This window comes from Roseibium sp. RKSG952, from assembly GCF_009711355.1.
Genome location: NZ_SMMF01000936.1, coordinates 55993 through 79865, shown reverse-complemented (window position 1 = coordinate 79865; position 23873 = coordinate 55993). Strand labels below are relative to the sequence as shown.

General features: G+C 58.1%; 25 protein-coding genes. 14 read left to right on the top strand and 11 right to left on the bottom strand.

Annotated elements, in window-relative coordinates:
- The 3 genes from E1297_RS26790 to E1297_RS26780 form a co-directional block, all read left to right on the top strand.
- On the top strand, window positions 1–600 hold a 600-nt coding region (locus tag E1297_RS26790), incomplete at its 5' end, for an N-acetyltransferase (protein ID WP_209016013.1).
- 234 nt (window positions 601–834) lie between these two features.
- The gene (locus E1297_RS26785; RefSeq protein WP_155143679.1) at window positions 835–1266 is read left to right on the top strand and encodes a universal stress protein; all 432 of its coding nucleotides are present in this window, start codon (window positions 835–837) and stop codon (window positions 1264–1266) included.
- Between the two features lie 42 nt (window positions 1267–1308).
- Window positions 1309–2817, top strand: a complete 1509-nt coding sequence (locus tag E1297_RS26780) for a sodium:alanine symporter family protein (RefSeq protein ID WP_155143678.1) — start codon at window positions 1309–1311, stop codon at window positions 2815–2817.
- A 55-nt stretch (window positions 2818–2872) separates the two neighbouring features.
- Here E1297_RS26780 and E1297_RS26775 read toward each other — a convergent pair whose 3' ends face one another.
- Window positions 2873–3157 carry a SelT/SelW/SelH family protein gene (locus tag E1297_RS26775; RefSeq protein ID WP_155143676.1) on the bottom strand — a complete coding sequence of 95 codons (285 nt, stop codon included), beginning with the start codon at window positions 3155–3157 and terminating at the stop codon, window positions 2873–2875.
- A 67-nt stretch (window positions 3158–3224) separates the two neighbouring features.
- On the opposite strand from E1297_RS26775, the gene E1297_RS26770 reads away from it, so the two are divergent.
- Window positions 3225–4091 carry a choline/ethanolamine kinase family protein gene (locus tag E1297_RS26770; protein ID WP_196223414.1) on the top strand — a complete coding sequence of 289 codons (867 nt, stop codon included), beginning with the start codon at window positions 3225–3227 and terminating at the stop codon, window positions 4089–4091.
- 100 nt (window positions 4092–4191) lie between these two features.
- Window positions 4192–4578: a nuclear transport factor 2 family protein gene (locus tag E1297_RS26765; protein WP_155143672.1), complete on the top strand. Its 387-nt coding sequence runs from the start codon at window positions 4192–4194 to the stop codon at window positions 4576–4578.
- Between the two features lie 60 nt (window positions 4579–4638).
- On the opposite strand, the gene E1297_RS26760 is transcribed toward E1297_RS26765, so the two are convergent.
- From E1297_RS26760 to E1297_RS26755, 3 genes are all read right to left on the bottom strand, one after another.
- Window positions 4639–5592: a DUF1624 domain-containing protein gene (locus E1297_RS26760; RefSeq protein WP_368669688.1), complete on the bottom strand. Its 954-nt coding sequence runs from the start codon at window positions 5590–5592 to the stop codon at window positions 4639–4641.
- A gap of 39 nt (window positions 5593–5631) precedes the next feature.
- Window positions 5632–5757, bottom strand: a complete 126-nt coding sequence (locus tag E1297_RS50845; protein WP_256372784.1) for a hypothetical protein — start codon at window positions 5755–5757, stop codon at window positions 5632–5634.
- A gap of 134 nt (window positions 5758–5891) precedes the next feature.
- Window positions 5892–6302 carry a DUF3775 domain-containing protein gene (locus E1297_RS26755; protein ID WP_155143667.1) on the bottom strand — a complete coding sequence of 137 codons (411 nt, stop codon included), beginning with the start codon at window positions 6300–6302 and terminating at the stop codon, window positions 5892–5894.
- 194 nt (window positions 6303–6496) lie between these two features.
- On the opposite strand from E1297_RS26755, the gene E1297_RS26750 reads away from it, so the two are divergent.
- A complete protein-coding gene (locus E1297_RS26750) occupies window positions 6497–6739 on the top strand; it encodes a hypothetical protein (protein WP_155143665.1) in 243 nt (80 codons plus the stop codon).
- A gap of 100 nt (window positions 6740–6839) precedes the next feature.
- Here the strand turns inward: E1297_RS26750 and E1297_RS26745 are convergent, their stop codons facing one another.
- The 3 genes from E1297_RS26745 to E1297_RS26735 form a co-directional block, all read right to left on the bottom strand.
- Window positions 6840–7172: a hypothetical protein gene (locus tag E1297_RS26745; RefSeq protein WP_155143663.1), complete on the bottom strand. Its 333-nt coding sequence runs from the start codon at window positions 7170–7172 to the stop codon at window positions 6840–6842.
- Window positions 7169–7471: a hypothetical protein gene (locus E1297_RS26740; protein WP_155143661.1), complete on the bottom strand. Its 303-nt coding sequence runs from the start codon at window positions 7469–7471 to the stop codon at window positions 7169–7171. Before E1297_RS26740 ends, E1297_RS26745 begins: the two co-directional genes overlap by 4 nt.
- 117 nt (window positions 7472–7588) lie before the next feature.
- Window positions 7589–7753 (bottom strand): hypothetical protein, encoded by a 165-nt coding sequence (locus E1297_RS26735; protein WP_155143659.1) that lies wholly within the window; start codon window positions 7751–7753, stop codon window positions 7589–7591.
- 166 nt (window positions 7754–7919) lie between these two features.
- Here E1297_RS26735 and E1297_RS26730 point away from each other — a divergent pair, with 166 nt between their 5' ends.
- Both E1297_RS26730 and E1297_RS26725 read left to right on the top strand, forming a co-directional pair.
- Window positions 7920–9119, top strand: coding sequence for a pyridoxal phosphate-dependent aminotransferase (locus tag E1297_RS26730; RefSeq protein ID WP_155143657.1), 1200 nt, complete (start codon window positions 7920–7922; stop codon window positions 9117–9119).
- A 190-nt stretch (window positions 9120–9309) separates the two neighbouring features.
- A complete protein-coding gene (locus tag E1297_RS26725) occupies window positions 9310–9927 on the top strand; it encodes a hypothetical protein (RefSeq protein ID WP_155143655.1) in 618 nt (205 codons plus the stop codon).
- A 476-nt stretch (window positions 9928–10403) separates the two neighbouring features.
- Here the strand turns inward: E1297_RS26725 and E1297_RS26720 are convergent, their stop codons facing one another.
- Both E1297_RS26720 and E1297_RS26715 read right to left on the bottom strand, forming a co-directional pair.
- The gene (locus E1297_RS26720; RefSeq protein WP_155143653.1) at window positions 10404–11558 is read right to left on the bottom strand and encodes a helix-turn-helix transcriptional regulator; all 1155 of its coding nucleotides are present in this window, start codon (window positions 11556–11558) and stop codon (window positions 10404–10406) included.
- A gap of 80 nt (window positions 11559–11638) precedes the next feature.
- On the bottom strand, window positions 11639–12808 hold the full coding sequence (locus E1297_RS26715; RefSeq protein WP_155143651.1) for a hypothetical protein: 1170 nt from the start codon (window positions 12806–12808) through the stop codon (window positions 11639–11641).
- Between the two features lie 639 nt (window positions 12809–13447).
- On the opposite strand from E1297_RS26715, the gene E1297_RS26710 reads away from it, so the two are divergent.
- The 3 genes from E1297_RS26710 (at window position 13448) to E1297_RS26700 (ending at window position 17078) form a co-directional block, all read left to right on the top strand.
- Window positions 13448–15466, top strand: a complete 2019-nt coding sequence (locus E1297_RS26710; protein ID WP_155143650.1) for a glycosyltransferase family 2 protein — start codon at window positions 13448–13450, stop codon at window positions 15464–15466.
- A gap of 340 nt (window positions 15467–15806) precedes the next feature.
- Window positions 15807–16286 carry a DUF992 domain-containing protein gene (locus E1297_RS26705; protein ID WP_155143648.1) on the top strand — a complete coding sequence of 160 codons (480 nt, stop codon included), beginning with the start codon at window positions 15807–15809 and terminating at the stop codon, window positions 16284–16286.
- A gap of 252 nt (window positions 16287–16538) precedes the next feature.
- Window positions 16539–17078, top strand: a complete 540-nt coding sequence (locus tag E1297_RS26700) for a DUF992 domain-containing protein (protein ID WP_155143645.1) — start codon at window positions 16539–16541, stop codon at window positions 17076–17078.
- A 61-nt stretch (window positions 17079–17139) separates the two neighbouring features.
- Here E1297_RS26700 and E1297_RS26695 read toward each other — a convergent pair whose 3' ends face one another.
- Both E1297_RS26695 and E1297_RS26690 read right to left on the bottom strand, forming a co-directional pair.
- Window positions 17140–17442: a hypothetical protein gene (locus tag E1297_RS26695; protein WP_155143643.1), complete on the bottom strand. Its 303-nt coding sequence runs from the start codon at window positions 17440–17442 to the stop codon at window positions 17140–17142.
- A 94-nt stretch (window positions 17443–17536) separates the two neighbouring features.
- Window positions 17537–18268, bottom strand: coding sequence for a gamma-glutamylcyclotransferase family protein (locus tag E1297_RS26690; protein ID WP_196223413.1), 732 nt, complete (start codon window positions 18266–18268; stop codon window positions 17537–17539).
- 364 nt (window positions 18269–18632) lie between these two features.
- Here E1297_RS26690 and E1297_RS26685 point away from each other — a divergent pair, with 364 nt between their 5' ends.
- The 3 genes from E1297_RS26685 (at window position 18633) to E1297_RS26675 (ending at window position 23687) form a co-directional block, all read left to right on the top strand.
- Complete coding sequence (locus E1297_RS26685; protein ID WP_155143640.1) at window positions 18633–20708, top strand: elongation factor G; 2076 nt, start codon at window positions 18633–18635, stop codon at window positions 20706–20708.
- Between the two features lie 118 nt (window positions 20709–20826).
- Window positions 20827–21789 (top strand): protein-methionine-sulfoxide reductase catalytic subunit MsrP, encoded by a 963-nt coding sequence (gene msrP / locus E1297_RS26680; RefSeq protein ID WP_155143638.1) that lies wholly within the window; start codon window positions 20827–20829, stop codon window positions 21787–21789.
- A gap of 560 nt (window positions 21790–22349) precedes the next feature.
- Window positions 22350–23687 (top strand): adenylosuccinate lyase family protein, encoded by a 1338-nt coding sequence (locus E1297_RS26675; protein WP_155143637.1) that lies wholly within the window; start codon window positions 22350–22352, stop codon window positions 23685–23687.
- The last annotated feature ends 186 nt before the right edge of the window (window positions 23688–23873 follow it).

The following is a 23873-nucleotide window of genomic DNA, read 5'->3' as shown; positions in this document are numbered from 1 at the left end:
CCACACACTCAGCTTCGGTTCGACAGGGCCATGAAATGCCGTCACTATGGACAGCGAGCCGGGGTCCAGCTGCGTATCCATCAGGCATCCCCGCCCATGAGCGGGGATACAATTCATCAGGAGACCCGCATGTGCGTGTCTGATGCGGTCAGATTATCCGCCGATTCCCCTCATGTTCCGGCCGTGCTGGACTTGATACGAAAAAGCTTCGCATTCATGGAAACTCGGATAAATCCACCTTCGTCCATGCACAGGCTATCACTCACGGCGATCAAGGAGCAATGCGTATCGGGGGAAGTATGGATTATCGGCGAGCAGCCTGATGCCTGTGTCTTCTTTACGAAGAAACCGGATTGTATCTATATCGGGAAACTGGCTGTCTCCAAATCGAAACGGGGCAGGGGATATGCGCGGCAATTGATTGATCTTGCGGCACACCGCGCGCGCGTGAACGGTGTCTCCGCTCTCGAACTCGAAACCCGAATTGAACTTGACGAAAACCACGAAACATTCCGGCGTTTGGGTTTCAGAAAAACCGGAGAGGGGGCGCATGCCGGGTTTTGCAAGCCAACCTACGTCATCATGCGCAAGCCTGTCTGATCCGGCGAGCCCTTTCGGCCTGGGAAACAGTTATGCCGCCACAACATGTCCGCGCGGCGGCGGGATATTTAATATAATTGCAGCATTGGAACTCTTTTCATCCGCAAAAGAACCTACTAGGAAGTTTAGCCGTCAAAAACCACCGGCCGGACACAACAAAGTCCATGGCCCCGGTTCAGATGGCTGATGCCGTGTTCCGTGGCCGCAAGACACCCGGCCGCGGAGGAAACAAAAATGATAAAAACATATATCGTCGGCTTCGACGGTAGCGAGGCATCGCAGCGGGCGGCAAACCTGGCCGTGGATCTGGCCAAACCGCAAGGGGCCCGGGTCCATCTGGTTCATGTTCTGGAATGGTCACCCTACAGTTTTCTGACCCAGGAAGAGATCGCGGAGCGCCACAGGCGGCGCGAAGAGGAGCTGTCACGGGCGGCAGGTGTTATCGAGCCGGTGGCAGAACGGCTTGCGTCAGCCGGTGTGCAGGCGACAACGGAAGTCTGCTACGGGCATGCAGCAGAGCACCTGTGCAAGATCGCCGGGCAGCATGGTGACTGCCAGATCGTCATTGGGCGCAAGGGCTCCCACCCGCTTGTCGAGCGTTTGACGGGCGGACTGGCGATCACGCTGGTTCAGGCTTCGCCAGTGCCGGTGACGGTCGTTCCGTAAGGCTGCGGCCCTTCCCAAGACATTCCTGACAAGGACAATACCATGAAAAAGGTGCTCACGGCGGCAGCCTTCGCCTTGCCGTTCATGTCCGTGCCGGCCTTTGCCAGCATCGATGAGACCATCAACAACGCGGTCGCCCCGATTTCCAATGTCGTCGCGTCGACAGTCTTCTATTCGGTTCCGGTGGCCGGAACCCAGTTTCCGCTGATCGTCGGCTGGCTGGTTGTGGCTGCCGCGATCTTCACGGTCTATTTCGGCTTCATCCAGTTCCGCGCCTTTGGCCATGCGATCGCACTGGTCCGGGGCGACTATTCCGATCCGAAGGATGCCGGTGAGGTGTCCCACTTTCAGGCGCTTGCAACCGCTCTGTCCGGCACGGTCGGGCTTGGAAACATTGCCGGGGTCGCGGTTGCGGTGTCCATCGGTGGTGCCGGTGCGACCTTCTGGATGATCCTGGCAGGTCTGTTGGGCATGGCGTCGAAATTCACCGAATGCACGCTGGCGGTGAAATACCGCAAGGAGCGGCCGGACGGTACGGTGTCGGGCGGGCCGATGTACTATCTGTCGCAAGGGCTCAAGGAAAAGGGCATGCCGGGTCTCGGCCGGGTTCTGGCGGTCTTTTTCTCGATCTGCTGCATTGGTGGTGCGCTGGGCGGCGGCAACATGTTCCAGGCAAACCAGGCCTTCCAGCAGGTTGTCAACGTGACCGGCGGCGTTGCCAGCCCGCTGGCCAATTATGGCTGGCTGTTCGGTCTGGTGATGGCGGCGCTGGTCGGTATCGTGATTGTCGGCGGCATTCGTTCGATTGCACAGGTGACGGAAAAGGTCGTTCCGTTCATGGCGCTCATGTATGTCGGCACGGCGCTGGTCATCATCGCGATGAACTATGACAAGATCGGCTGGGCCTTCAGCCAGATCCTGCATGGCGCGTTTTCACCGGAAGGCATTGCCGGTGGCGCGATCGGTGCGCTGATCCAGGGCTTCAAGCGGGCGGCGTTTTCCAACGAGGCCGGCATCGGTTCGGCTGCGATCGCCCATTCGGCCGTACGCACCAAGGAACCGGCAACGGAAGGCGTGGTCTCGCTTCTGGAGCCTTTCATCGACACGGTGGTGATCTGCACCATGACCGCGTTGGTTATTATCTTCACCGGAGCGCTGGATACCGGCCTGACCGGCGTGGAACTGACTTCTGCTGCCTTTGGCGCGCAGGTCGGCTTCTTTCCCTATATCCTGGCCTTTGCGGTTCTTCTGTTTGCGTTCTCGACCATGCTGTCCTGGTCCTATTACGGGCTCAAGGCCTGGACCTATCTGTTCGGCGAAAGCAGGATCTCGTCAGTTATGTTCAAACTGATCTTCTGCGTGTTCGTCGTCATTGGGGCCTCGATGAGCCTCGGACCGGTGATCGATTTCTCCGACTCGATGATCTTCGCAATGGCGCTCGCCAACATTGCCGGCCTTTACATCCTGATGCCTGTGGTCAAGCAGGAAGCCCGGCAGTACTTCGCGAAAGTCCGCTCTGGAGCGTTGAAGCCGGCCGAAACGGCGGTCTGACGGCCTCGTCATCACGGTCAAGGCGCTTCGGCGCCTTGACCGGCTTGCCGCCCGATCACCGGTCGGCATGCCCGAGGTTCTTTTCCGGCCAAAGCTGATCGCGCAGGCGCTGTTTCAGGATCTTGGCTTCGGGAAAGCCGCCATCGGCTTTCCTGTCCCATATCGGTTGCCCGTCACAGGTGATTGTAAAGATGCCTCCGGTGCCCGGCACGAGGGAAACCGCGCCGATGTCCTCGGCGAAAGTGCTGAGGATTTCCTGTGCCATCCATGCTGATCGCAAAAGCCAGTTGCATTGGCGGCAATAGGTGATGATGATGTGGGGAGAGGAGACAGCTTGCATCTTTTTTCCTCGGGGTCTTTCAACGGGCGGATCACAAATCCGGCTTTTGCCACAGACGGCGGGTGTCTTGTCAAAATATCCGGAAAGCCATATCGAACGGGCCCTGGCCTATTTTCCCGAGCTGCGCAAGCTGTGCGGAGACGTGTGCGGGATTTACCCGCAATCGGGCCTGACAAACCGTGTCTTCCGGCTGATCACCACCACGGGCGATTTCATCCTTCGGCTGCCGCGTCCGGAAACCGCGCCGTTGATCAATCGTTTCGACGAAGCCCACAACCATGAGGCGGCCGCGTCTCTCGAGATCGCCGTTCCGCCAGTGTTCACGGCCCCCAAGATCGGGCTGCAGCTCACCCGAACGCTGGATCATGCGCCGCTGGATGCACCGGATCTGGCTGCCTGTCTCGGAGAGACGCTGGCCCGGCTTCACGGCAAGGGGCCATCCTTCAAGGGGACAATCGATCCAAAACTGATTCTGGCCGGGCACGCGGACGAGTTCCAGGGCCGGCCCGACTTGTTGCGCCGTCTCGCACCCGTGCAAGAGGTTCTTGAGAAAACAGGCGTTCTGGAAAGCCGGTCTGGCGATTTCGTGTCGTGCCACGGGGATCTGTCGCCGGGCAATCTTCTTTATTCTGAAGGCCGGCTGGTGCTGATCGACTGGGAGTATTCCGGCCAATCGGAGCCGGCCTGGGATCTTGCCTATGCCACGCTTGAGAACGGGTTCAATCCGGAAACGGAAACCACCTTCCTTGAAGCTTATTGCGGCGGACAGCCCGGCAATGCGCTTGTCGACCGGTATGAAGCGATGAAATCTGTTTGTGACACGGTGTCGGCTGCCTGGGCACTCGGGCAGGTTGCCGCGTCGCGGGAACCCGACCGGTTTTCGGAATTCGCCCAGACCCGCATCGACCGTGCACTTGCCCGGCTGACGGGCTAGGGTTCTCACTTTAGGCCGCCAAGTTTGCACCACCGATAAGTTGCTTTTTCACGCGAAGCCTCGCATGATATTTGTTCACTTTATGTTCTTGAGAGGCGGTATGACTTCGGATGTAGTGAGCGCATTTTGGCAGGCCATGGCAACAAATGATTTTGACTATGCCAGCCAGTGGCTGGACCCGGCGTTTGAGTATTATATGCCTCAAACGGGAGAGGTGTTACGTGGCCGCAAAGCATTTTCAGCGGTGAACACTGCTTATCCCACTGATAGCACATGGAAATTCAGGATCCGGAAGATCGTCTCGGACGGGCAAGAGGCCGTATCGGATGTCGAGGTTTCCGATGGCAAGCAATACGCGCGCGCAGTCACCTTTCACACCATTCATCGCGGTTTGATCACGAGGCAAGTCGAGTATTGGCCGGATAACTACGCTGCGCCGGCATGGCGGGGTCCGTGGACGACATTCTCCCGCGAGTTTCCCTTTTGATAGGTGATCTCGAAGACCACAGAGCCGGGGCGCTTTTTTGAAAGTACCGGGGCATATTGTCTATTTCCCGCTTTCCTCCGGTCCGAAAAGCGCCGGATTGGCCAGACATTGGGCGTAGCGGGAGTTCATGTGTTGCCGGAGATCCGGATCCATCGGATTTCCGGTGAGCGGTTCCCATAGTCCGTCCTGCTTGAGGCCGTCCAGAGTACACGCACAGGCGGCAGCGCAATTGGCAGCTTCGCCCTGAACGGCCAGGCACGAAACCGTGCAGCTTTCCTGAAAGGCGCTCGCCGCCCGGTCGGGAGCCAGCCCGAGAGCTGCAATCGCCCAGACAAGCGAAAACAGGATTGGTTGATGGATCAGATAGATCGGCAGGGAGTGCTGGCCGAGAAACCGGAAAGTTGCGGCAAACCGCCCGGATGGCGCCCACAGGCGCAATCGGCCGGGCAGACCGGCGCACTGGGCGAGGTTTGCAGCACATAATCCCGCCAGCGTCACACCCGTCCAGGGGGCCACGGGCACATAATCCACACTGCCATAGCCGGGATGCCCAAGGCCGGTCCAGACCCAGAAGGGGCCGTCAAAGACTGCGCTGGACGCCCAAAGGGGGGCTGTGGCGAACACCAGAGCGGCCAATGCGGTGAGACTGGCCGGTGCCCGGATGAATGCCAGCGCGATCAGGGAGCTGACGGCAATCGCGTGCAGGATGCCGAAGCGCACGAACGTCTCGCCGAATGCAAGATAGGTTACCAGCGAAACGCCGGCCGCCGCCGCCACAATGACAAGCTCGCGCCTCCAGAAACCGCGCCAGCGGATTTTTTCGTGATGGGCGAGATAAATCCCGGCGCCGGAGAGAAACAAAAAGCTTCCGGCGATCAGTCCGGCAAAAACACGCCAGCCGAATTCGGCTGCGACCTGCCAGCTGACAAACCCGAACCAGGAGAGGTCCCAGGAAAAGTGATAGATGATCATTGCCAGAATTGCGAGGCCGCGAGCGGCGTCGAGCGCGTAGATCCGGCGTGACAGCGGAGGCTGGTGCAGCGATGAGATTGTCTAGTTTCCGAATGCCATGGCCAGAGCGCTGATCATGCCCGCGACTGCAAGCATGCCGCACACCATCGGCCAGGGCGATGGACGCGGCGCTGTTTCGCGGTCAGTGCGTGAATGATCCTGGAACATACCCATTCCCCCGAATGTGTGACCTTTATGGACATTCCGGAGGCAAGAGTGGTCCAAATTCCACTTCCGGCAAATATGGTAAATCACCTGTTAACAGATTATCCAACGGAAAGTCCGTAACGGTGACAAATGCGTCACAGTTCGAGCGCGTCGAGGCCGCCTTCCAGATAGTCCGGGAAGAGGGGCATGCCGAGCAGATAGGACGATGTCGGTCCACTCGCCATTTCCTTGGCTTCCGTGGTTGCCGTCTCAAAGTCTTCGGCGTCGTAGTCCCCGCGGCCAATCCAGGCAATGGCCACAAGCTCGGCGGCTTCATCGACATTCAGGTCGTCAATCAGTTCCTTGAGCTCTTCCTCGGACAGGTCATCGTTTTCCTCTTCGGCGAGACCGTCATGATGATGGCTGTCCGACAGGGTATCCTCGTCGAATTCAATGTCCCCCTCATGTCCGCCTTCGAAACTGTCACCAAGCGTCGCGGCTGCAGCGCGCGCCTTTTGAACAATCAGGCGAATGGTGTCTGCGGAAATGCTGAGATCTACGGCCATGGCGATTCCTCAAAATGCTCTATCGCGCTTCTTATCATCCGACTTAACGCCGAGCGCAATGGTGCGTTTGGGAACTAATACAAACCAGCAGGATTATTGAGCCATCAAATGGGGACACGGCAATTCCCGGCTGGACACATCGCGCAGCGTGGACCTTGTGGCCGGGGACGCGGTGGAAGGGGGCGGCAGCCGTCTTGACCCAACCGAAAAACCGTCCTTCCGGTGCAACCGGCGACTTGGCGGCTTGTACAACCCTCCAAGCCGCTCAAGGCGGTTTTTTGCACTATCCCCAGTATTCGTTTTTGCGCTGCAAAAAGAGTGAACAAAGAGTTAAAGAAGCCTGTCGATGGCTTGCCGGTTTTGGTTCAGCAACGTTATTGTTTAAACAACGTCAGGCCGAGTTATGGCTTGAAAACAACTTAAGGTATCGATTTTGAAACCGGGGGCGGACCGGGGCGCAAGGGGCCTGATATGCACTTTAACGGGTGCAGATCAGGCCTCGGGCTTTTTATACGCATTTTGAAGCATCTGCCCGGATCACGGTATCAGCATCCGGTAGACAGCGGGCGCCGCGTTTGAACTTCCCTGGGCTGCGTTCGCGCCTGTCTGTCCCTGGCTGAACGCCGGATGCCGGTCCTGTATCTTGTTCTTGTTGATGGAAGAGACGTCTGACGGTGCGCTGATGACATGTGTGGCCGGTTCGGGGCTTTTGAAGCTGAAATCCGGATCGGATGCCCAGGCTGCGGCGATTGTCAAAGACAAAGCGACACAGATCCCGAGTGTGATGGCGACCAGAAGCGGTTTCGCATCGCCACGGCTGGATTCCTGCATGCGTTCCTGTTTTCTCCGATTGTTGCGGGGGGGCGTCATGGGCCATCCTTCCCGTTTGCATAGTGCATGTGTAGTCCGTCCAGACGCGCGAAGCCTGTCTTGCGCAGGGAGACGGTTTCGGCACCTGGATCTGTGCGGCTGATCCGCTGGGCGAGCCAGGTGGTCACTCCGGTCATGCCGATGAAGGCAGCGCATAAGGCCGCCAGCAGCGGGTGAAAGGGCGAAGCCCCTGTCAACGCCAAGGTGATGAGACCTGTCGCTGTGGCGAGGGCCGCCCAAAGGATCACGTTTCTGCCCCCTCGATTGGTGTCCGCGTCAAGCGGTCGTTCGAGTGTCATTGGTCTTCCTCCGAAGTTTTCCAACACTCGTTATTGTGCCCAAGAATCAGCCTCCTACCCGACTGCAATGGGGCGTGGTCTGTATGATTTTGTGACGGTTTCTTGGTAATTTATCCTTCAGATTGCATCCATACCCAGAACAACCACCAAACTTTTTGACAGTTCTTCCGGATTTTTTACAAGTGAATTAGTAAAATGCATGCCGGAATATTTTGCATGGCCGCAATGTGCTTTTGCAGCCGCGCCATGGGTCTGGAAAACTGCTTGACGGTTGCGACGCAAGAAAGAGCCTTGGCAGAAGCCTCTGCATTGGCTCCGGAACACCGGCGACCCGCAGCCCGCCGTCACACGACTTTTTCGCGCGTTTTCGGCTTCATGCCCTTGTCATAAATTGCCGGGAGGACTACGGTCCGCGCGCTTTTGTTTCCCGTTTCCCATGGAGGACACTATGGGCTTTCTCGCCGACGCATTGGATCGTGTTAAACCCTCTGCGACGATTGCTGTTACGAACAAGGCACGCGAGCTGAAAGCCGCTGGCCGCGATGTCATCGGACTTGGCGCAGGCGAACCGGATTTCGATACACCGGAGAACATCAAACAGGCCGCGATTGCCGCGATCAATGCCGGCAAGACCAAATACACCGCCGTTGACGGCATTCCGGAGCTGAAAGCCGCGATTGTCGAAAAGTTCAAGCGGGAAAACGGGCTCACATACGAAACAAACCAGATCACGGTCGGCACCGGCGGCAAGCAGGTGCTGTACAATGCCCTCGTTGCCACGCTCAATCCGGGCGATGAAGTGATCATCCCGACCCCTTACTGGGTCAGCTATCCGGACATGGTTTTGATGGCCGGCGGTGAACCGGTGATCGTGGAAGCCGACAAGGCGACCTTCAAGATCCGTCCGGAAGATCTGGATGCGGCGATCACCGCGCGCACCAAATGGCTGATCTTCAACTCGCCGTCCAACCCGTCGGGCGCTGCCTATACGGAAGCCGAGCTGAAGGCATTGACGGACGTGCTCAAGAAGCACCCGCATGTCTGGGTCATGACCGACGACATGTACGAGCATCTGGTCTATGACGGTTTCCGGTTCACGACCCCGGCGCAGGTCGCCCCGGAACTCTATGACCGCACGCTCACGGTCAACGGCGTGTCCAAGGCCTATTCCATGACCGGTTGGCGGATCGGCTATGCCGGTGGCCCGGCCAGCCTGATCAAGGCCATGGCCAAGGTCCAGTCCCAGTCGACCTCGAACCCTTGTTCGATCGCCCAGTGGGCGGCCGTCGAGGCGCTGAACGGTTCGCAGGACTTCATTCCCAAGAACAACGACACCTTCAAGGGGCGCCGCGATCTGGTGGTCTCCCTGCTCAATCAGGCCAAGGGCATTTCCTGCCCCGTTCCGGAAGGTGCTTTCTATGTGTTCCCGTCTTGTGCGGGTACCATCGGCAAGACCGCGCCGTCCGGCAAGGTGATCGAAAGCGACGAGGATTTCGTGACCGAGCTTCTGGAAACCGAAGGCGTGGCCGTGGTTCAGGGGTCGGCGTTTGGTCTTGGACCGAATTTCCGGATTTCCTACGCGACCTCCACGGAAGCCCTGGAAGAGGCCTGCACCCGCATCCAGCGGTTCTGCGGCAACCTGAAGTAACCGGCAGGCATACCGTATTTGCATTTGAAAGGGCGGCGCGTGCCGCCCTTTTTATTGGGCAGATCCGGTTCTGCCCGCCTGATCAGGCGATTCCGGGTGGACCGTTCAAGACACGCATAACTTGCAATTGTGCTTTGCCCTCAATAGCCTGCGGACAGATCGAAATGTGTGCAGGGCAGAGGAATTTTTCATGCGCCAGTCCGGGCAAAAGACATTCTTCACGGATTTTCTGGAAGGTGGTCCCTCGCTCATGTTCTTCGTGGTCTGGCGGTTGACCGGGGAGATGGAAGCGGCCGGCCTGTCTGCATCTGCGTTGGCCCTGATAGTCTTTTTGCTTCTGCGCGTCCTGAAGGCGCCCCTGCATCCGGTGATGCTGGGCGTCAATCTCCATATTCTGCTGATCGCACCAGCTCTTTCCGTGCTGTTCCGGTTTGGCGGGCCGCTCGGGAGTGCTGCGGGCGGTGTGTTGTTGCCCTTTGCCCAGAGTGGCGTTCTGGTGTCGGTGTTGTTGACGGGGATTGTTCTGACTGTGATCAGGCCGTCCGGATTCGCCGGCCTTGGCGGTCTTTCGAAGCGTATGAGCCTGACCTATTCGGTGTTGATGCTTTGCATTGCGGCAACGGGCGCCGTCTGGGCCGTGTTTTACGCCGATCAGGCCTTCGCGCCAGTTGCGATCACTCTTGCGGCCCTGTTTGTGCTGCGGCGCTACCTTGTCGCGCGCCAGAAAGATCACGTATCGGCGGCTTCCCTTGCTGTGCCGTCGACTATTGCGATGCGTGTTATTTCCTCCGGAACGCCGCAGAAGTAATCCCTAGCACTTCTGGATGCGGTTTCACGTGAGATCAGGGCGGTTTCCCGAAATGAACCGGCCTGCCCAGTCCTTGCTGCTGACGCAACCCACGCGTGGCAGGTCCTTACAGTGCGTTTGCATCATGCGGGCATTGATCTGAACTACTACCTTGGATTTGTACGTCAGCAATCCTGAAAGTTTGTAAATGTAGAAATTTTTAATCTTTCAGGTGCCCAGACGCTGGACCTTCTTAATGTAACCGGAATTACCACTAATGCCGAGCAGACGCAGCTCATCTAGGAGCGATACTGTCAAGATGATTTTAGGCTGTCTGCAAGCGGTTGCGGAACACCGCTTGCTTAGACAAAATGCGTCTGAAAACCAGTCTAGGCGTGTTTCGGGATGTAAACGAAACACGCTCTTTTTGCCGCCGGAACACTGGTCCAACTGTCGTGATTAAGTCTGCCGGTCTCCGGCAAAGCGGCGCGGCCCGGTCACTCCGGCAAAGGGCTCTTCAGCAGGGTTGAGGTTGCCCTGCAGACCAGACTGGTCTGGGACCGGAGACCCGATTTGGAGAGCATGTTTGCCCTCTGGTTCCGTGCCGTGTGATAGGAGATCCCAAGCTTGCCGGCCGCTTCCCGAAGCGAAAGTCCGGAGACCAGTTCGAGCAGCAAACGCGCCTCCGACCGCGAAATGTCGAATGCGCCTTCCAGAGCGCTTGAAGATCCCCTTGGCACCTGTGCCGGATCAAGCACATGAACAAGCACTTCCTGATAATCCTGACGAAACGGATCGATCGAATAGGGATGTTCGGGTTCCTGGCTCATGCTTTGGGCGAAAAGTCCAATGGGAGGGCCGGTCGCGGTTCGCAAGTAATTTGGCCCGCTGATCCGTGCAGATCCGAAGGCGCCGGCAACAGCCGATTGCCAGACTTTTGCATTTCCCTTGCCGCGCGGAAGGACCACCGATCTTGGATCCAGTGCCAGAACCTCGCTGGTCTGAAAAAACGCGGCGGCTTCCCGGTTCATCATCAGCACACGATGGTTCCGGTCCAGCACAAAGGCGGGCGTTGGAAGCCGGTCAAGCCAGAACTGTTCCGTTGGCCGCGCACGCGCCTGCCGCTCCTGCAGTTCAAGACTTAGCCGGTAAGCCGATTGCATGAATGGCTTGATGAACGCGAGCGCCTGCCACAGCTCCGATGTTTCCCGCTCACCAAGCTGGCGGGGCAGGTGCGCCGCCAGGGCTGCCACGTTTGGGCCTTTTTCATAAACCCTCAAGGCATGAATGCGGTCGCAGTTTCCGCGGCTTCGGAACGCATGATCGAAAAACTCGGTATGCGCCAATTCCTCTGGTGCGAGCACGGCCTCGGAAGAGACCATGTCATTGTGCCAGTCGCTGGGTTTCACCTGGGGCGGGAACGGGTGCAGGTGCGCGACCTCGAAGAAGTCCCGATAAAAGGCATCGTCACAATTGAAGGGCTTGGCAAACGACCACTCGTTCACACCGACCTGCATGACCTGCCACCCGAAAATGACATCCCGCCAGTTGGAGGTGAAGTTTGAAAGGGCTCCGACAAAGGCGTCCCGTTTCGTCAGATTGGCAAAAAGTTCGGCGACGAACTCGCTTTGCCAGGTTTCCCGATCCTTCATCCTGCAACTCCGGAGTTCCGATAGGGGCGTTGAGGCCGTGTGCCAGTGTGATCCGGTCGCAGCTTCGGGATTTTGGTCTGTCAGGCCGTCTCGGACGAGCCATTGAGGGGTTGCCGGAGGAGGACGGCTGTTGCCTTCCCGACAAGGGCTGCCTGCTTGTGCAAACCGGATTTCGACTGCATTTGCGCCAGATGGTTCCGGCCGGTGTTCAGCCTGATCCCGATCTTTTCCGTTGCGTCCTTCAAATCGAGCCCGCCAATCAGTTCCAGCAGCAACCGGGCTTGCGCCGGGGTGAAGCCGAAGAAAACTTCGAGTACGCGGGCAGGACCGATGGGCACATCATGCGGGTCCAGCACATAGACAAGTGCCCTCTTGTGGGTCTGGCAAAAGGGTTCGACTTCGTACGGGCGGTCCGGGTTGTCTCCAAGGCTTTGTGCGAAGATGGTCAGCGATGCATCTGCTCCGCATGCCAAGCCGGCCGGCCCGGCGATGCGGGTCGATGCCAGGGCGGAATAAACCGTTTTCTGCAGCCTTAGGGCGTTTTCGCGTCCTTTTGCACCGATGTATCCGTTCCTGTCGAGTGCCAGGACATGCCGGCGTGCCAGAAGGCGCTCGGCGCTGGTATTCATCTGCAAGACCTTGAATGATTTGTCGGTGACCAATGCCGGTGTCGGGATTTGGTTCAGCCAGAACTGGTCCCGGCCATTGAGTCCGGACGCGCGCTCATGCAATTCAAGGCACAGTTTGAAAGCGGATTGCAGATGTGGCTTGAAGTCCGCAACGGCGTTCCAGAATTGCTGTCCCTCACGCTCACCGATGTGTTTCGGAATATGTGCGGAAAGTAGTGCGGAATTGTCCCGATCTTCATGCGCACGCATGCACCAGATCCGGTCGCAGTCGCCACGGCGCCTGAAAGTATGTTGATAGAACTCTGTATTGGCGAGGTCCTCGCGCGAGATGACCTGCTCCGACGAGAGCATGTCATGATGCCATTCAGGCTCTGTGATCAGCGGGGGAAACGGATGAATATGGGCAACTTCGAAGAACTGGCCGATAAAGGTTTTGTCGACATTGAGCGGCCGCAAATGAGACCATTCGACAGACCGGAGATTCATCACCTGCCAGCCCATGATGATGTCCGGCCATGCAGCTGCGAATTGGGTGATGGCGGGCGTAAAGGCATCGCGCTTCGTCATGTTGCGAAACAGCTCGCCAATAACATCTTGTTTGACAGCTTTCCAATCAGGCATGCGACACCCCGAATATCAAGAGGGTCTAAGTGTTAAAAAATACCATGGGTTGCAAGGTAATTGAAATTTATACCCATAACAAGAGAGAGGTCGAATTTGACAAACCAAAAAACTCTTCGCGAGGTCAATAAGGAAAATATTCTCATGGAATTATATTTGGATCTGACCAAGGTAGCGTAGTCATAGGAGCATTACTTGCAAGTTTGAAATTGATGTATTTGCGTCATGTGTCCGCTTCAGTTGTTTTGACCTGTGTTGAATGTCTGGGCTTGCAATCCTGGAGGGTGGAGAAAAGAATAAGCGGTTCTTTGCAAAAATTATTTTGGCAGCAGGAGCCGCCAGAAAACAATCCTGTCACAAGGGTCTCCAAAGGGAGGCCGGCAGACAACCAAATTTGGTTTTTCCGGGCGTTGCGACTTATTGCCGGTTGTTTGATCCTGCATTGCAGCAGTTCTGTGTGCTGACGGTGCTCGCTTCCTGTTCGGCATGAGGAAGCAAGCCGGAAAAACTTTATGAACCAAATGAAATATTTGTCATTGAATCTTTCAAGCGCCCCTAGATGCTGAGGCAATCGTTACTATCTGAACTTGATCGGGCTTTCGCCGAAATATTTTAGTTTACGACATTCAGCGAGATTTAATGATGCTTCAAGACATGATTGCCGCTGGGGGCAGCACGGTTAGGGACCCCGGAGTTTCGCAAAGTTTCCTCAAAGGTACTCACAGCCACCTGGGCAGTTTCGACGTCGAAGTGGTGATGCCTGCAAAGACCCGGCATCTGCGCACCCAGACCCTTGCTGAGGGCGAGGTGCTGCAAAAGGATCCGGCGCTCGGCGATACCAGTGTTCTGGTTTGCGCGACCATGTACAATGAACCGGTTGATCTGTTTTTGCAGACGCTTGAGGGCATGGCGGCCTCAATTGGCCATCTCAGGGCGTCCAATGATGGCGCACAGCCAAACAACATTGTTCTGGTCTTTCTGGTGGACGGCGCCGACAAGCTGCATCCGTCGACCCGTGAGGAAATGCAACGCCGCGGCCTGTTGCCGAGGATGGAGGGGCCCTATCCCGATGACGGTGGCATGACCGTTCATGAATCGGTCTTGTTGCCGGTCGGCCCGGAAGGCAATGCCCGCGTCATGGTGGCCATGAAACACATGAATGGCGGCAAGCTCGACAGCCACCGCTGGGTCCTGCGGTCTATTGCGCCGGGATTGAACCCCATGTGCTGGCTGCAGATCGATACCGGCAATGTGCCCAGCCTCGCGACGCTGAGCGAAATCAGCAGGCTGTTTGCGGAAGACCCGAGTGTTGCCGCCGTGGTGCCACGTGTCGAGGTCGAACCAAGGGGCAGCAATCTCAATCCCCTTTACCTGTTCCAGCATGTCGACTTCTTGTGGTCCCGGTTGCTGCGGCTGCCTGCGATGGATGTCATGGGCTATGTCGACATTGTGCCGGGCCAGATGTCCGCGACCCGTTGGGAATGGTTCAACAGGGACAGCGGCGACGGAAAAACCGTTGCCGACCGGTACCTGGAAGGTCTCCATGCAACAAAACCTCACGACATCGTGCGGTTCCTGACGGAGGATGCGCTGATCGGTTTCGAGCTGATGTGCGCCGAAGGCAGTGATCTGCGCGTGGTGACCAGCTATCGTGCGATGTCGCAAGTTGAGCCGTGCGATACCCTTCCGGCGCTTTTGAAACAGCGCCGCCGCTGGATGAATGGCGGTGCCGTGTCGACCCTCTATCAGGCGGTCAATCTGAAACGCTACTGGAAGGCGTCGAACTCCGGCTGGTTCCGAAAGTCGCGTGTCTGCGCGGTCGCCTTGTGGACTGCTTTCACCATGCTGCTGGCACTGGCTTTCACCCCTGCGGCCATCCTCGGACTGGTGTCTCTCGATGCGTCGCTTGTTACGGCCTTGCCGGCTGCTGCGGTGGCGCCATACCTGCTGCTTGTCGGGATCGCGGCAGTGTGTCTTGTATTGCCGGCAGTGATCGCCGCGACGCCTTACCTGTCCCGTCTGACACAGCAGCAAACCGGGATCATGCTCAGCGCGGCCGGGATCAGCACCTTGCTGCTCTTTGGCATCAGCGCCATCAAGATCGGTCTGGCTGCAGCCTTCACGATCATTCTTCCCCTGACGCTGGTTTTCCTGGCTGTCGGTGCGATCCTTGGGCGGCGAACCCTGCGGGTTGTTCTGCGCTCGGTGTGGTCGCTGGTGTTTGTGATGCTGCCCATGGGGCTGATGATCCAGGTCTATGCCGTTTTCAATCTGCATGATGCCACGTGGGGAACAAAAGGCATCTCCAAGCTGCACGCTTCCAAGGCCGATGTGGATCCGGCGTCCGTCACGAGGGGATTGCGCCGGTTCCGCAATGCCGTGCTTGCCGGTTTCGTTGCTGTGGCCGGGCTTCTGGCTCTGTCGTTCCTTGAGGTGCCGGCCTTCGTCCTGCCGGTGATCGGGGGCGTGATCGCCTTGCAAATCCTCGCCTATCTTCCCGCGGTCCTGAAGGCCTTGACCGTCCGGTTCGGGCCGGTAACGGATTGGTTCGCCCGTGTCCGGGCACATCGCACAGTGAAAGAAGTGTTTGCGCTCCGGGACCGTTTGGGAGCAGGCTTTGCTTTCCGGGCCCCGGACGATCAGGGGGCGGCTGCGTGACGGGCCGCTTGCCGGAAACCTCGCATTGAGGAGCAGACCATTCCGGGTTTTGTTGCTGGACTTTGTGAATTGGCGGAGCAGTCTGGTCTGCTCCGCTTTTTTGTCCTTCCGGCATGCTTAAGGCGCATTTGCGACGGCTCCCCATGGTGGTTCTTGAAGAGCGAAAGCAGTCCGGATGATGCCGTTGCGGCAACAGTCTCTTGTCTGCCCTTGCGGGATGTGACAGCCTCCCCTGACCCGAATTGCTGTTGGCCGCCGGTCTGAGCGGGTTCGGGCACTAGGCAAGTCACCGACCGTTTGGGCCGTTCAAGACGGCTTGTTATTGCGTGGAGACAATTTGATGAACTTGAAATCTCTTGTTGCTGCTGGTCTGATCCTGGCCCCGTTTGCCACAACGGCTTTTGCTGACGACAAAAAACCGGGGGTCGAGATCGGTGTCTTGAGCTGCCGGGTGGAGGGTGAATCCAATTTCATTGTCGGGTCCAAACACACGCTTGGATGCGAATTCAAGCCGACCAGCGGTGCGGCCCAGAAATACACCGGAACGGTTTCGGAATATGGAATTGACATCGGCAAGGTCAAACATGCGACGCTTGTTTGGGGCGTGTTTGCGCCGAGTGCCAACACCAAGCCGGGAGCGCTGGCTGGTCACTATGGCGGCGTTGCGGCCGGTGTCAGTGTTGGTGCCGGGGCGCAGGCCAATGTTCTGGTTGGCGGGCTCGACAGGTCGATTGCATTGAATCCGGTCAGTCTGCAAAGCGAAACAGGCGCAAATCTGACGCTCGGTGTCAGTGGCATGTCCTTGAATTATGACGGTTGAGGCGGTCTTCCCGTTCTGACGTCCTGCAAGGCTTCCTGCTTGCCATGAACCCCGGCGCGCTACAGCGGCCGGGGTTGTACCAATGACCGGGGCGATATCCGCCTCAACGTCATGATATGCATCCAGGCCACTGCTAATTATCTGAAATCAATATTAAATCCTTTTCATTTCAAGGGGCGAATTCGGTCACAATTCCGACCTACCTAGGCCATTGCCGCCACGGTTGGCGCTGATTGCCTGGGAGTTATTTTTATGAAAACGAAACTTCTTCTCGCCGTTGCCCTTATCCTGGTCCCGTTCGCATCGTCCGCACAGGCCGCCGACGTCGCAAAAACATCCCCCCCGCCAGAACCTGCGGTAGCTGCATCAGTGGCGCCGTCTCATGGGTCCCCGGGGGTCAAGGCCGGGCTGTTGTCCTGTTCCGTGACCAACGGGAACAACTTCATCGTCGGTTCCAAGCATGCGTTGGCTTGCCAATACAAACCGGTCAGCGGCCCGCCTGAGGCATATACAGGAGAAGTTTCCCAATACGGCGTTGATATCGGTCCGGTTCGAAACGCCAATCTCGTCTGGGCAGTGTTTGCACCCAGCACCAACACAAGCCCCGGGGCGTTGTCCGGGCGCTATGGCGGGGTATCGGCAGGCGCAAGCGCACTGGTCGGGGCACAAGCCAATGTGCTCGTCGGTGGATCCGGGAAGTCGATCGCGCTCAATCCGGTCAGTCTGCAAAGTGAAACCGGCCTCAACGTGACAGCCGGGGTAACCGGAATGTCGCTGCACAAGGCCAGCTGACCAATCCGCAAGCCAAGCGGCGGGACAGAGTTACCCGCCGCGCTTTTTCATGAGCCGGAATTCAGTTGCAGTTCGGCATGTCACCACAGGCTTCCATGCCCCTGAGCGGTGCCATCCGGTTAATGTCATTGACGTTTTCCTGCCTTTCGGCGTGCTCGAGTGCTTGCCGGTTCTCAAAATCCGACTGCATGCGTTGCTGGGTATCGCGCACTTGTTCTTGCGCGGAAGGCAGCTCCGGGAGGGCGTTGTTTTGTTCGTCTGCAAAAGCCAGCGGGCCTTGCATCAGAATAACGGCACTCGTCAATACGGCGAGAGCGCCGATATGATGGATGTTGCGAAGATCTCGCATCGATACTAAGCGCATTGGCAGCTCCCAATTGCGGGTGAATGGCATTGGGAGGCCAATCGGCTCTCCCGGAGCGGATCAGAGGGCGCCGGCCATGTCTGGCGCCATCGTTTTACTTCTCAAGCCGGATGGCGTTGAATTGTGCCGGGATCTGCGCATGAAGCAATCTGTCAATTCTGCCAGCATTCGGTTGTTGGGCGAAGGGCCGGCGCGGATGGATGCGGTCATTGATCCAGTCGGGTGACCAGTCGCTTGTCATCGCCACACAGGCCTCGGAGAAGCTCATGTCACCGAGATCGTCTGTTACAACCGCCTGTTCGAGCTCAAGGCAACCGCTGATGAAGATGTCGACATAGGATTGAACGATTGGCCATTTTTCGGACGGGAAGGCGGTTGATTGCGGCTTGGTTTCATAGATCCAGATTTGGGCATCCTCGGCCAGATTGCCGCCGTCCAGCATCGTTACCTGGTCCAGCGGAACGCTGCGGCGGCAATAGGCGCCTTCACGTTGATCCGTTGCTGCGATTTCATCGGTGTTCAGGTATTCATAAATTGCCGCATTCATCCGGGCGCCTTCTACGGCCTTCACGCCCAGATAGGTTGTCGAATAGCCAACCGGGGAGCCTTTGGCGTTCCAGGACCTCTGGTAGCCGGTCACCAGAACAGGCCTGTTGGCAGTCGTATTCGGTGCCGTACGTTGCTTGGATGCGGTCTGCATCAAGCTGCCATAGCCGATTACCATTTGTGGCCGGTTTGGGTCGACCGCAGGGCGGCAAGTGTCTGCGAAAGCGCTGCCCGAAAAGCCGATGACAAGCGTTATCACTGTGAGGACGGTTTTGTTCATTGTTGCTGAGAGTGCTGAGTTGTAGGGGGAATGGATGAGGCAAGCCTTTGGATGAAGCACACAGGTCTTGAACCAGGGGCAAGGGCATGCGCGTTGTGTGACTGAAAGCGAGCATATTTGTGTCGATTTTGTTTCGATGTTGCTCTGATGGCCAAGCATGCACATATCTTGAGTTTATGATGTGGCGTCATTCGCCATGTTTGAATGCTGCGGTGCCGCACAGGATTCCCTTGCGTTCCTGCCCTTACCGGCGCGACGATGCACGGATCGCAATTCAAAGTGGAATGGGCGCGGGCTGGCCGCGTCTTGAAGCCGGCCACGCCGCGTTGTGGGAGGAGACCCTCTAGCAAACGGAAGGTGGACTATGGCAACCAATTTGAAAACCGGCGAGGCCGGTCCGGCAGGAAGGGCGGGAGGCCTGCAGCGCTGCATTGCGCTCGTCGGGCCGTTCGGCAGCGGAAAGACAACTCTTCTCGAAGCCATATTGGCCCGTACGGGAGCTATTCCCCGGCAGGGAACGATCGAGACCGGGAATACGGTTGGGGACGCCTCGGCAGAGGCGCGCAGCCATTGCATGAGCGTCGAGATGAACATCGTCGAGACGGCCTATCTCGGAGACAGCTACAGTTTCATAGACTGTCCCGGCTCGGTGGAGTTTCTGGGCGATATGGAGGGCGCCCTTGAAGGGGTTGATCTTGCGGTCGTTGTTGCGGAGGACGACGAGCGCAAGGTCCCGGCCTTGCAGCTGATCCTGAAAGCCCTTGAAGCCCGCGCCATTCCGCGGGTTTTGTTTTTGAACAAGGTCGACAAGAGCACGCGGCGCCTGCGCGATGTCCTGCCGGTGCTGCAACCGGCCTCCGATGTGCCATTTGTCCTGCGGCAGATCCCGATCTGGGAAGACGGGCGGGCCACTGGGTTCATCGACCTGGCTCTTGAACGTGCGCATGTCTATCACGAAAAGGAGGAAAGCAGCCGGATCGACATGTGCGATGCGGACCGGACCCGTGAACATGAAGCGCGCTACACTATGCTGGAAACGCTGGCTGATCATGACGATGACCTCATGGAAGCGCTTCTGGAAGACATTGTGCCGGATCCGGATGTGGTGTTTGCCGATCTGGTGCGGGAGGTTCAGGAAAGCCAGATTTGCCCTGTGTTTTTCGGGTCCGCCGCGCATGGGAACGGTGTCGGCCGTCTTTTGAAGGCACTCCGCCACGAGACCCCGGGCCTTGCCAGGACGCGCGAACGGATGGAAATGGCCGGCAGTTATGGCCCGGTCAAGGTTTTGAAGACCCTGCACACGTCCCATGGCGGCAAGCTTTCAATCGCCCGCGTCCTGTCCGGAACGGTCGAGGAAGGCGGCGGTCTTTATCGGGCAGACGGATCGGAGGTGAAGGTTTCGGGGGTGTATTCGGTCTTCGGGCAACAGCTGACCAAATGCGATGCGGCGCAGGAAGGAGACCTCGTCGGGCTCGGCAAGCTGGAAGGCGTTCAGACCGGAGAGATCCTGCGGCGGGATGCCTCTGAAACAGCCGCACCGCCATCGGGTCCGGAGATGCCGCCGGTTCTGGCCATTGCGGTGTCCGCCATCCATCGCAAGGACGAGGTGCGCCTTTCGGCAGCGCTTGCCAAGCTGGCGGAGGAAGACCCGTCGCTCAAATGCGAGCAGAACCAGATGACCGGACAAACCCTGTTGAAAGGGCAGGGCGAGATGCATCTGCGTGTCGCCCGCAGCCGTCTGTCGGGCAAATACGGCCTTGAACTGCAGGAGCGGCCGCCGCAGGTGCCTTATGCGGAATCTTTGCGCAGTGGAACCAGCGTGCGCGGCCGGCACAAGAAGCAGTCGGGCGGTCACGGGCAGTTCGGCGATGTGGTTCTCGAGATCACGCCCCTGCCACGTGGCGAGGGGGTTCATTTCACCGACAGGATCACCGGCGGCGTGGTGCCCAAGCAATACATCCCCTCGGTCCGCGACGGTGTCATGGAAGCATTGCAAAACGGTCCGCTCGGGTTTCCGGTTGTCGATGTGGCGGTGTGTCTGACGGATGGATCCTACCATTCCGTCGACAGTTCCGATCAGGCCTTCAAGATGGCCGGTATCGTGGCCATCCGCGAGGGATTGCCCAAATGCAACCCGGTCCTGCTGGAGCCGATCGAGAAGGTGACGATCCAGTGCCCGTCCGAGGCGACGCCCAGGATCAATGCCATTGTCTCGGCCCGGCGCGGCCAGCTGCTGGGCTTCGATGCCCGGCCCGGCTGGTCCGGCTGGGATGAGGTGCAGGCCTTGATGCCCCAGGGCGAGATCGGCGATCTGATTGTCGAACTCCGCTCCGCAACCGCAGGGGTGGCCACCTTTGTCACGCGCTTTGACCACATGGCGGACCTGTCCGGCCGGGCGGCGGAACAGGCGCTGCGCAAGGCCGGCAAGCTCGCGGCCTGACTGCCGGCGTGGCCGAAAGCAGAATGCGGCAGCGAACTGGCGGCGGCTCACCAGGGGTTTATTTGCCTTTGATGAGCCGCTTGCGTTTTCTGTCGGCAATCGAAAAGGAGCGCATCTGATGAACATTCGTCGCAAACCGTCCTGGGCGATACCGGAACGCGAAGCAACGCCGGAACACGTTTTCCTCAATCGGCGGCGGTTCCTGACCGGAATGGCGGGTGCAGGCGCGCTGCTTGGTTCGGGGCTCGGGATCAGGCCCGCTTTTGCGGAGGCCGATCCGAGTGCCGGTCTCTATCCGGTGAAGCGGAACCCGGCCTTCACACTTGATCGCGATATCACGGACGAAACAGCCGCCTCCACCTACAACAATTTCTACGAGTTCGGCTCGCACAAGCAGATTGCATCCCTGGCGCAACGGCTGGACATCCGGCCCTGGACGGTGACGATCGACGGCATGGTGGATACGCCACAGCAGCTGGACATCGATGACCTGCTTTCGAAAATGCCGCTGGAAGAGCGGCTCTATCGGCACCGCTGCGTGGAGGCCTGGGCGATGGCCGTGCCATGGTCGGGATTCGCCATGCCGGAGCTGGTGAAGCTCGCAGGCCCGACTGCCGATGCCAAATATGTCCGCTTCGAGACGTTTCACGACCCGTCAGTCGCTAGCGGTCAGAAACAGAGCTGGTATCCGTGGCCCTATGTCGAGGGCATGACCATGGACGAGGCGACCAACGAGCTGGCCTTCGTGGCGACCGGCATCTATGGCAAGCCGCTGGCCAAACAGTTCGGCGCTCCGATCCGTATGGTGATGCCCTGGAAATACGGGTTCAAGTCGATCAAGTCGATTGTCCGCATTACATTTACCGACAAGCGCCCCGTCAGCTTCTGGGAGGAGATCCAGCCAAAGGAATACGGCTTCTGGGCCAACGTCAATCCGTCCGTCCCGCACGCCCGCTGGAGCCAGGCAAGCGAGCGGCTTCTTGGAACCGACGAACGCCGGAACACCATGCTTTACAACGGCTATGAGGAACAGGTGGCGCATCTCTACCAGAATGTGACGGGAGAGCTGCTGTTCATGTGAGGCATGGATTTCTGTGAGTGCCCATAAAAAAAGAGCCGGCGCATTTTGAGCGACCGGCCCTTAGTTTGGAGCCTCGCTGGGGGACGCGGGCTCTGGGGGAGGAAAACGGGGGTGTAACCCGTTAAAATTGATATGGGGATGCCGATCCGGTTTTGCCATAGGCCTTTTGAAATCTTTCCAAAAATTCATCAATCGGGATCTATGCAACAGACGCAAGCGAGAATTGCCGCAGATGACATTGAAAACGCTTGGAAGTCATACCATCTCCTCATTTAAGTAAAGTCGAATTAATTTTTGGAACTATTTTACTTCTATTCGCAGTCTTTGCGGTGATTCAATACTGTCAGTTCAATCAAGTTTGTTCGATCTGGAAGTCTCTAACTTAGTGCATTCATCGGCTTTTACTTTAGTTGTGAAATATAATTTTGTCCTGGTCATAAAGGATGCATCGTTGTATTTGGTATTTCGATGTTTTTACTCTCAAGATGTGGATAAAAAATAATCAATTTTACCAAGTGCATCTGCTGACGCCCGGGACATGCGTTTCAGGAGTCTTGTTTATGGTTCAGCTTACACTTGTCGATTCCCCTCTTTATAGCGCTGGATTTGTTGCCGCGGACATGCGTGAGGTTTTCAGCTATCAGGCCTTTATTCATCGCTGTGTCGAGACGGAAGTGGCGCTTGCAAAGGCTCAGGCCACGGAGGGTGTCATCCCGCAGGATGCAGCTGTACAGATTGCCGCGACTGCCGACGGTTTCAATTTTGACTTCGATCGATTGCACAGAGAGACCGAGCTGGTCGGATACCCGATCCTGCCGATTGTGGAACAGCTTGCGGCAGCTGCGGGCGAAGGGGGCAAGCATCTGCATTGGGGGGCGACCACACAGGACATTATGGACACAGCCACGGTGCTCCAGATCCGCGAGGGTCTCGACATCATCGACAAGCGTCTCAACGAAACGGTTTCGGCCTTGCGGCGGCTTGCGAAAGATCACCGTGACACGCCGATGGCAGGCCGGACCCACCTGCAACAAGCCCTGCCCGTGACCTTCGGCTACAAGGCAGCGGTCTGGCTGAGCGGGTTGGAGCGGCACCGCGAACGCATCGCGGAAATCCGGCCGCGCGTTCTTGTGGTCGAATTTTCCGGAGCGTCCGGCACGCTGGCCTCGCTCGGAGGCAAGGGACTGGCAGTCCAGGCGCGCCTTGCCGAGGAGCTGGGTCTTGGCGTGCCCTTGATCACCTGGCATGTCGCCCGGGACAGCATTGTCGAAACAGTCCAGCTGATGGCATTGATCTGCGGCAGTCTTGCCAAGATCGCCTTTGACGTGTCTGTCATGATGATGAACGAGGTCGGCGAGGTGTCCGAACCTTTTGCCCCTCACCGGGGGGCGTCCAGCACGATGCCGCAGAAGCGTAATCCGATTTCCTGCGAGCACATTATTGCGGCTTTGAAAATGGCGCGCGAGCGCGCCGGGCTGGCGCTTGACGCCATGGTGGCCGATTTTGAACGGGCGACCGGTCCCTGGCATCTGGAATGGGCGGCGGTGCCGGAAAGCTTTGCGATTGCTTCAGGGGCGCTTCAACAGGCGGCATTCATGCTGTCGGGGCTCGAGGTCCACGCAGACCGGATGATGTCCAACCTGAACATGCTTCACGGACTGATCGTCGCTGAAGCGGTGATGATGGGGCTTGCCCCGTTTACTGGCCGTCAGGCGGCCCATGACGTCGTTTATGTTGCCTGCCGGAAGGCGATCGAGACCGGGCAGCATCTCCATGATGTCCTGAAGGACACGCCGGAGGTGATCGATCACCTCGGTGAGGACCGGCTGAAACAGTTGACCGACCCGCGGAATTATCTCGGGTCTGCCGGGGCCATGGTCGATCGCGTTCTGGGGTAGACCTGTTCGTCCGGGCAAAAAAAAGAGCCGGGCTAAAAAGCCCGGCAGTTATTCGATTCACTGCATATGCAGTGGAATCACCTTCCAGAGGGGAACAGCTGGCAGAAACGGCGCCACTGGGAGGAGGTGCAGCGCCAACTGACCAACAGTAGTGCCTATATGCAGTGCAGAAGCTGCCGAAACAAG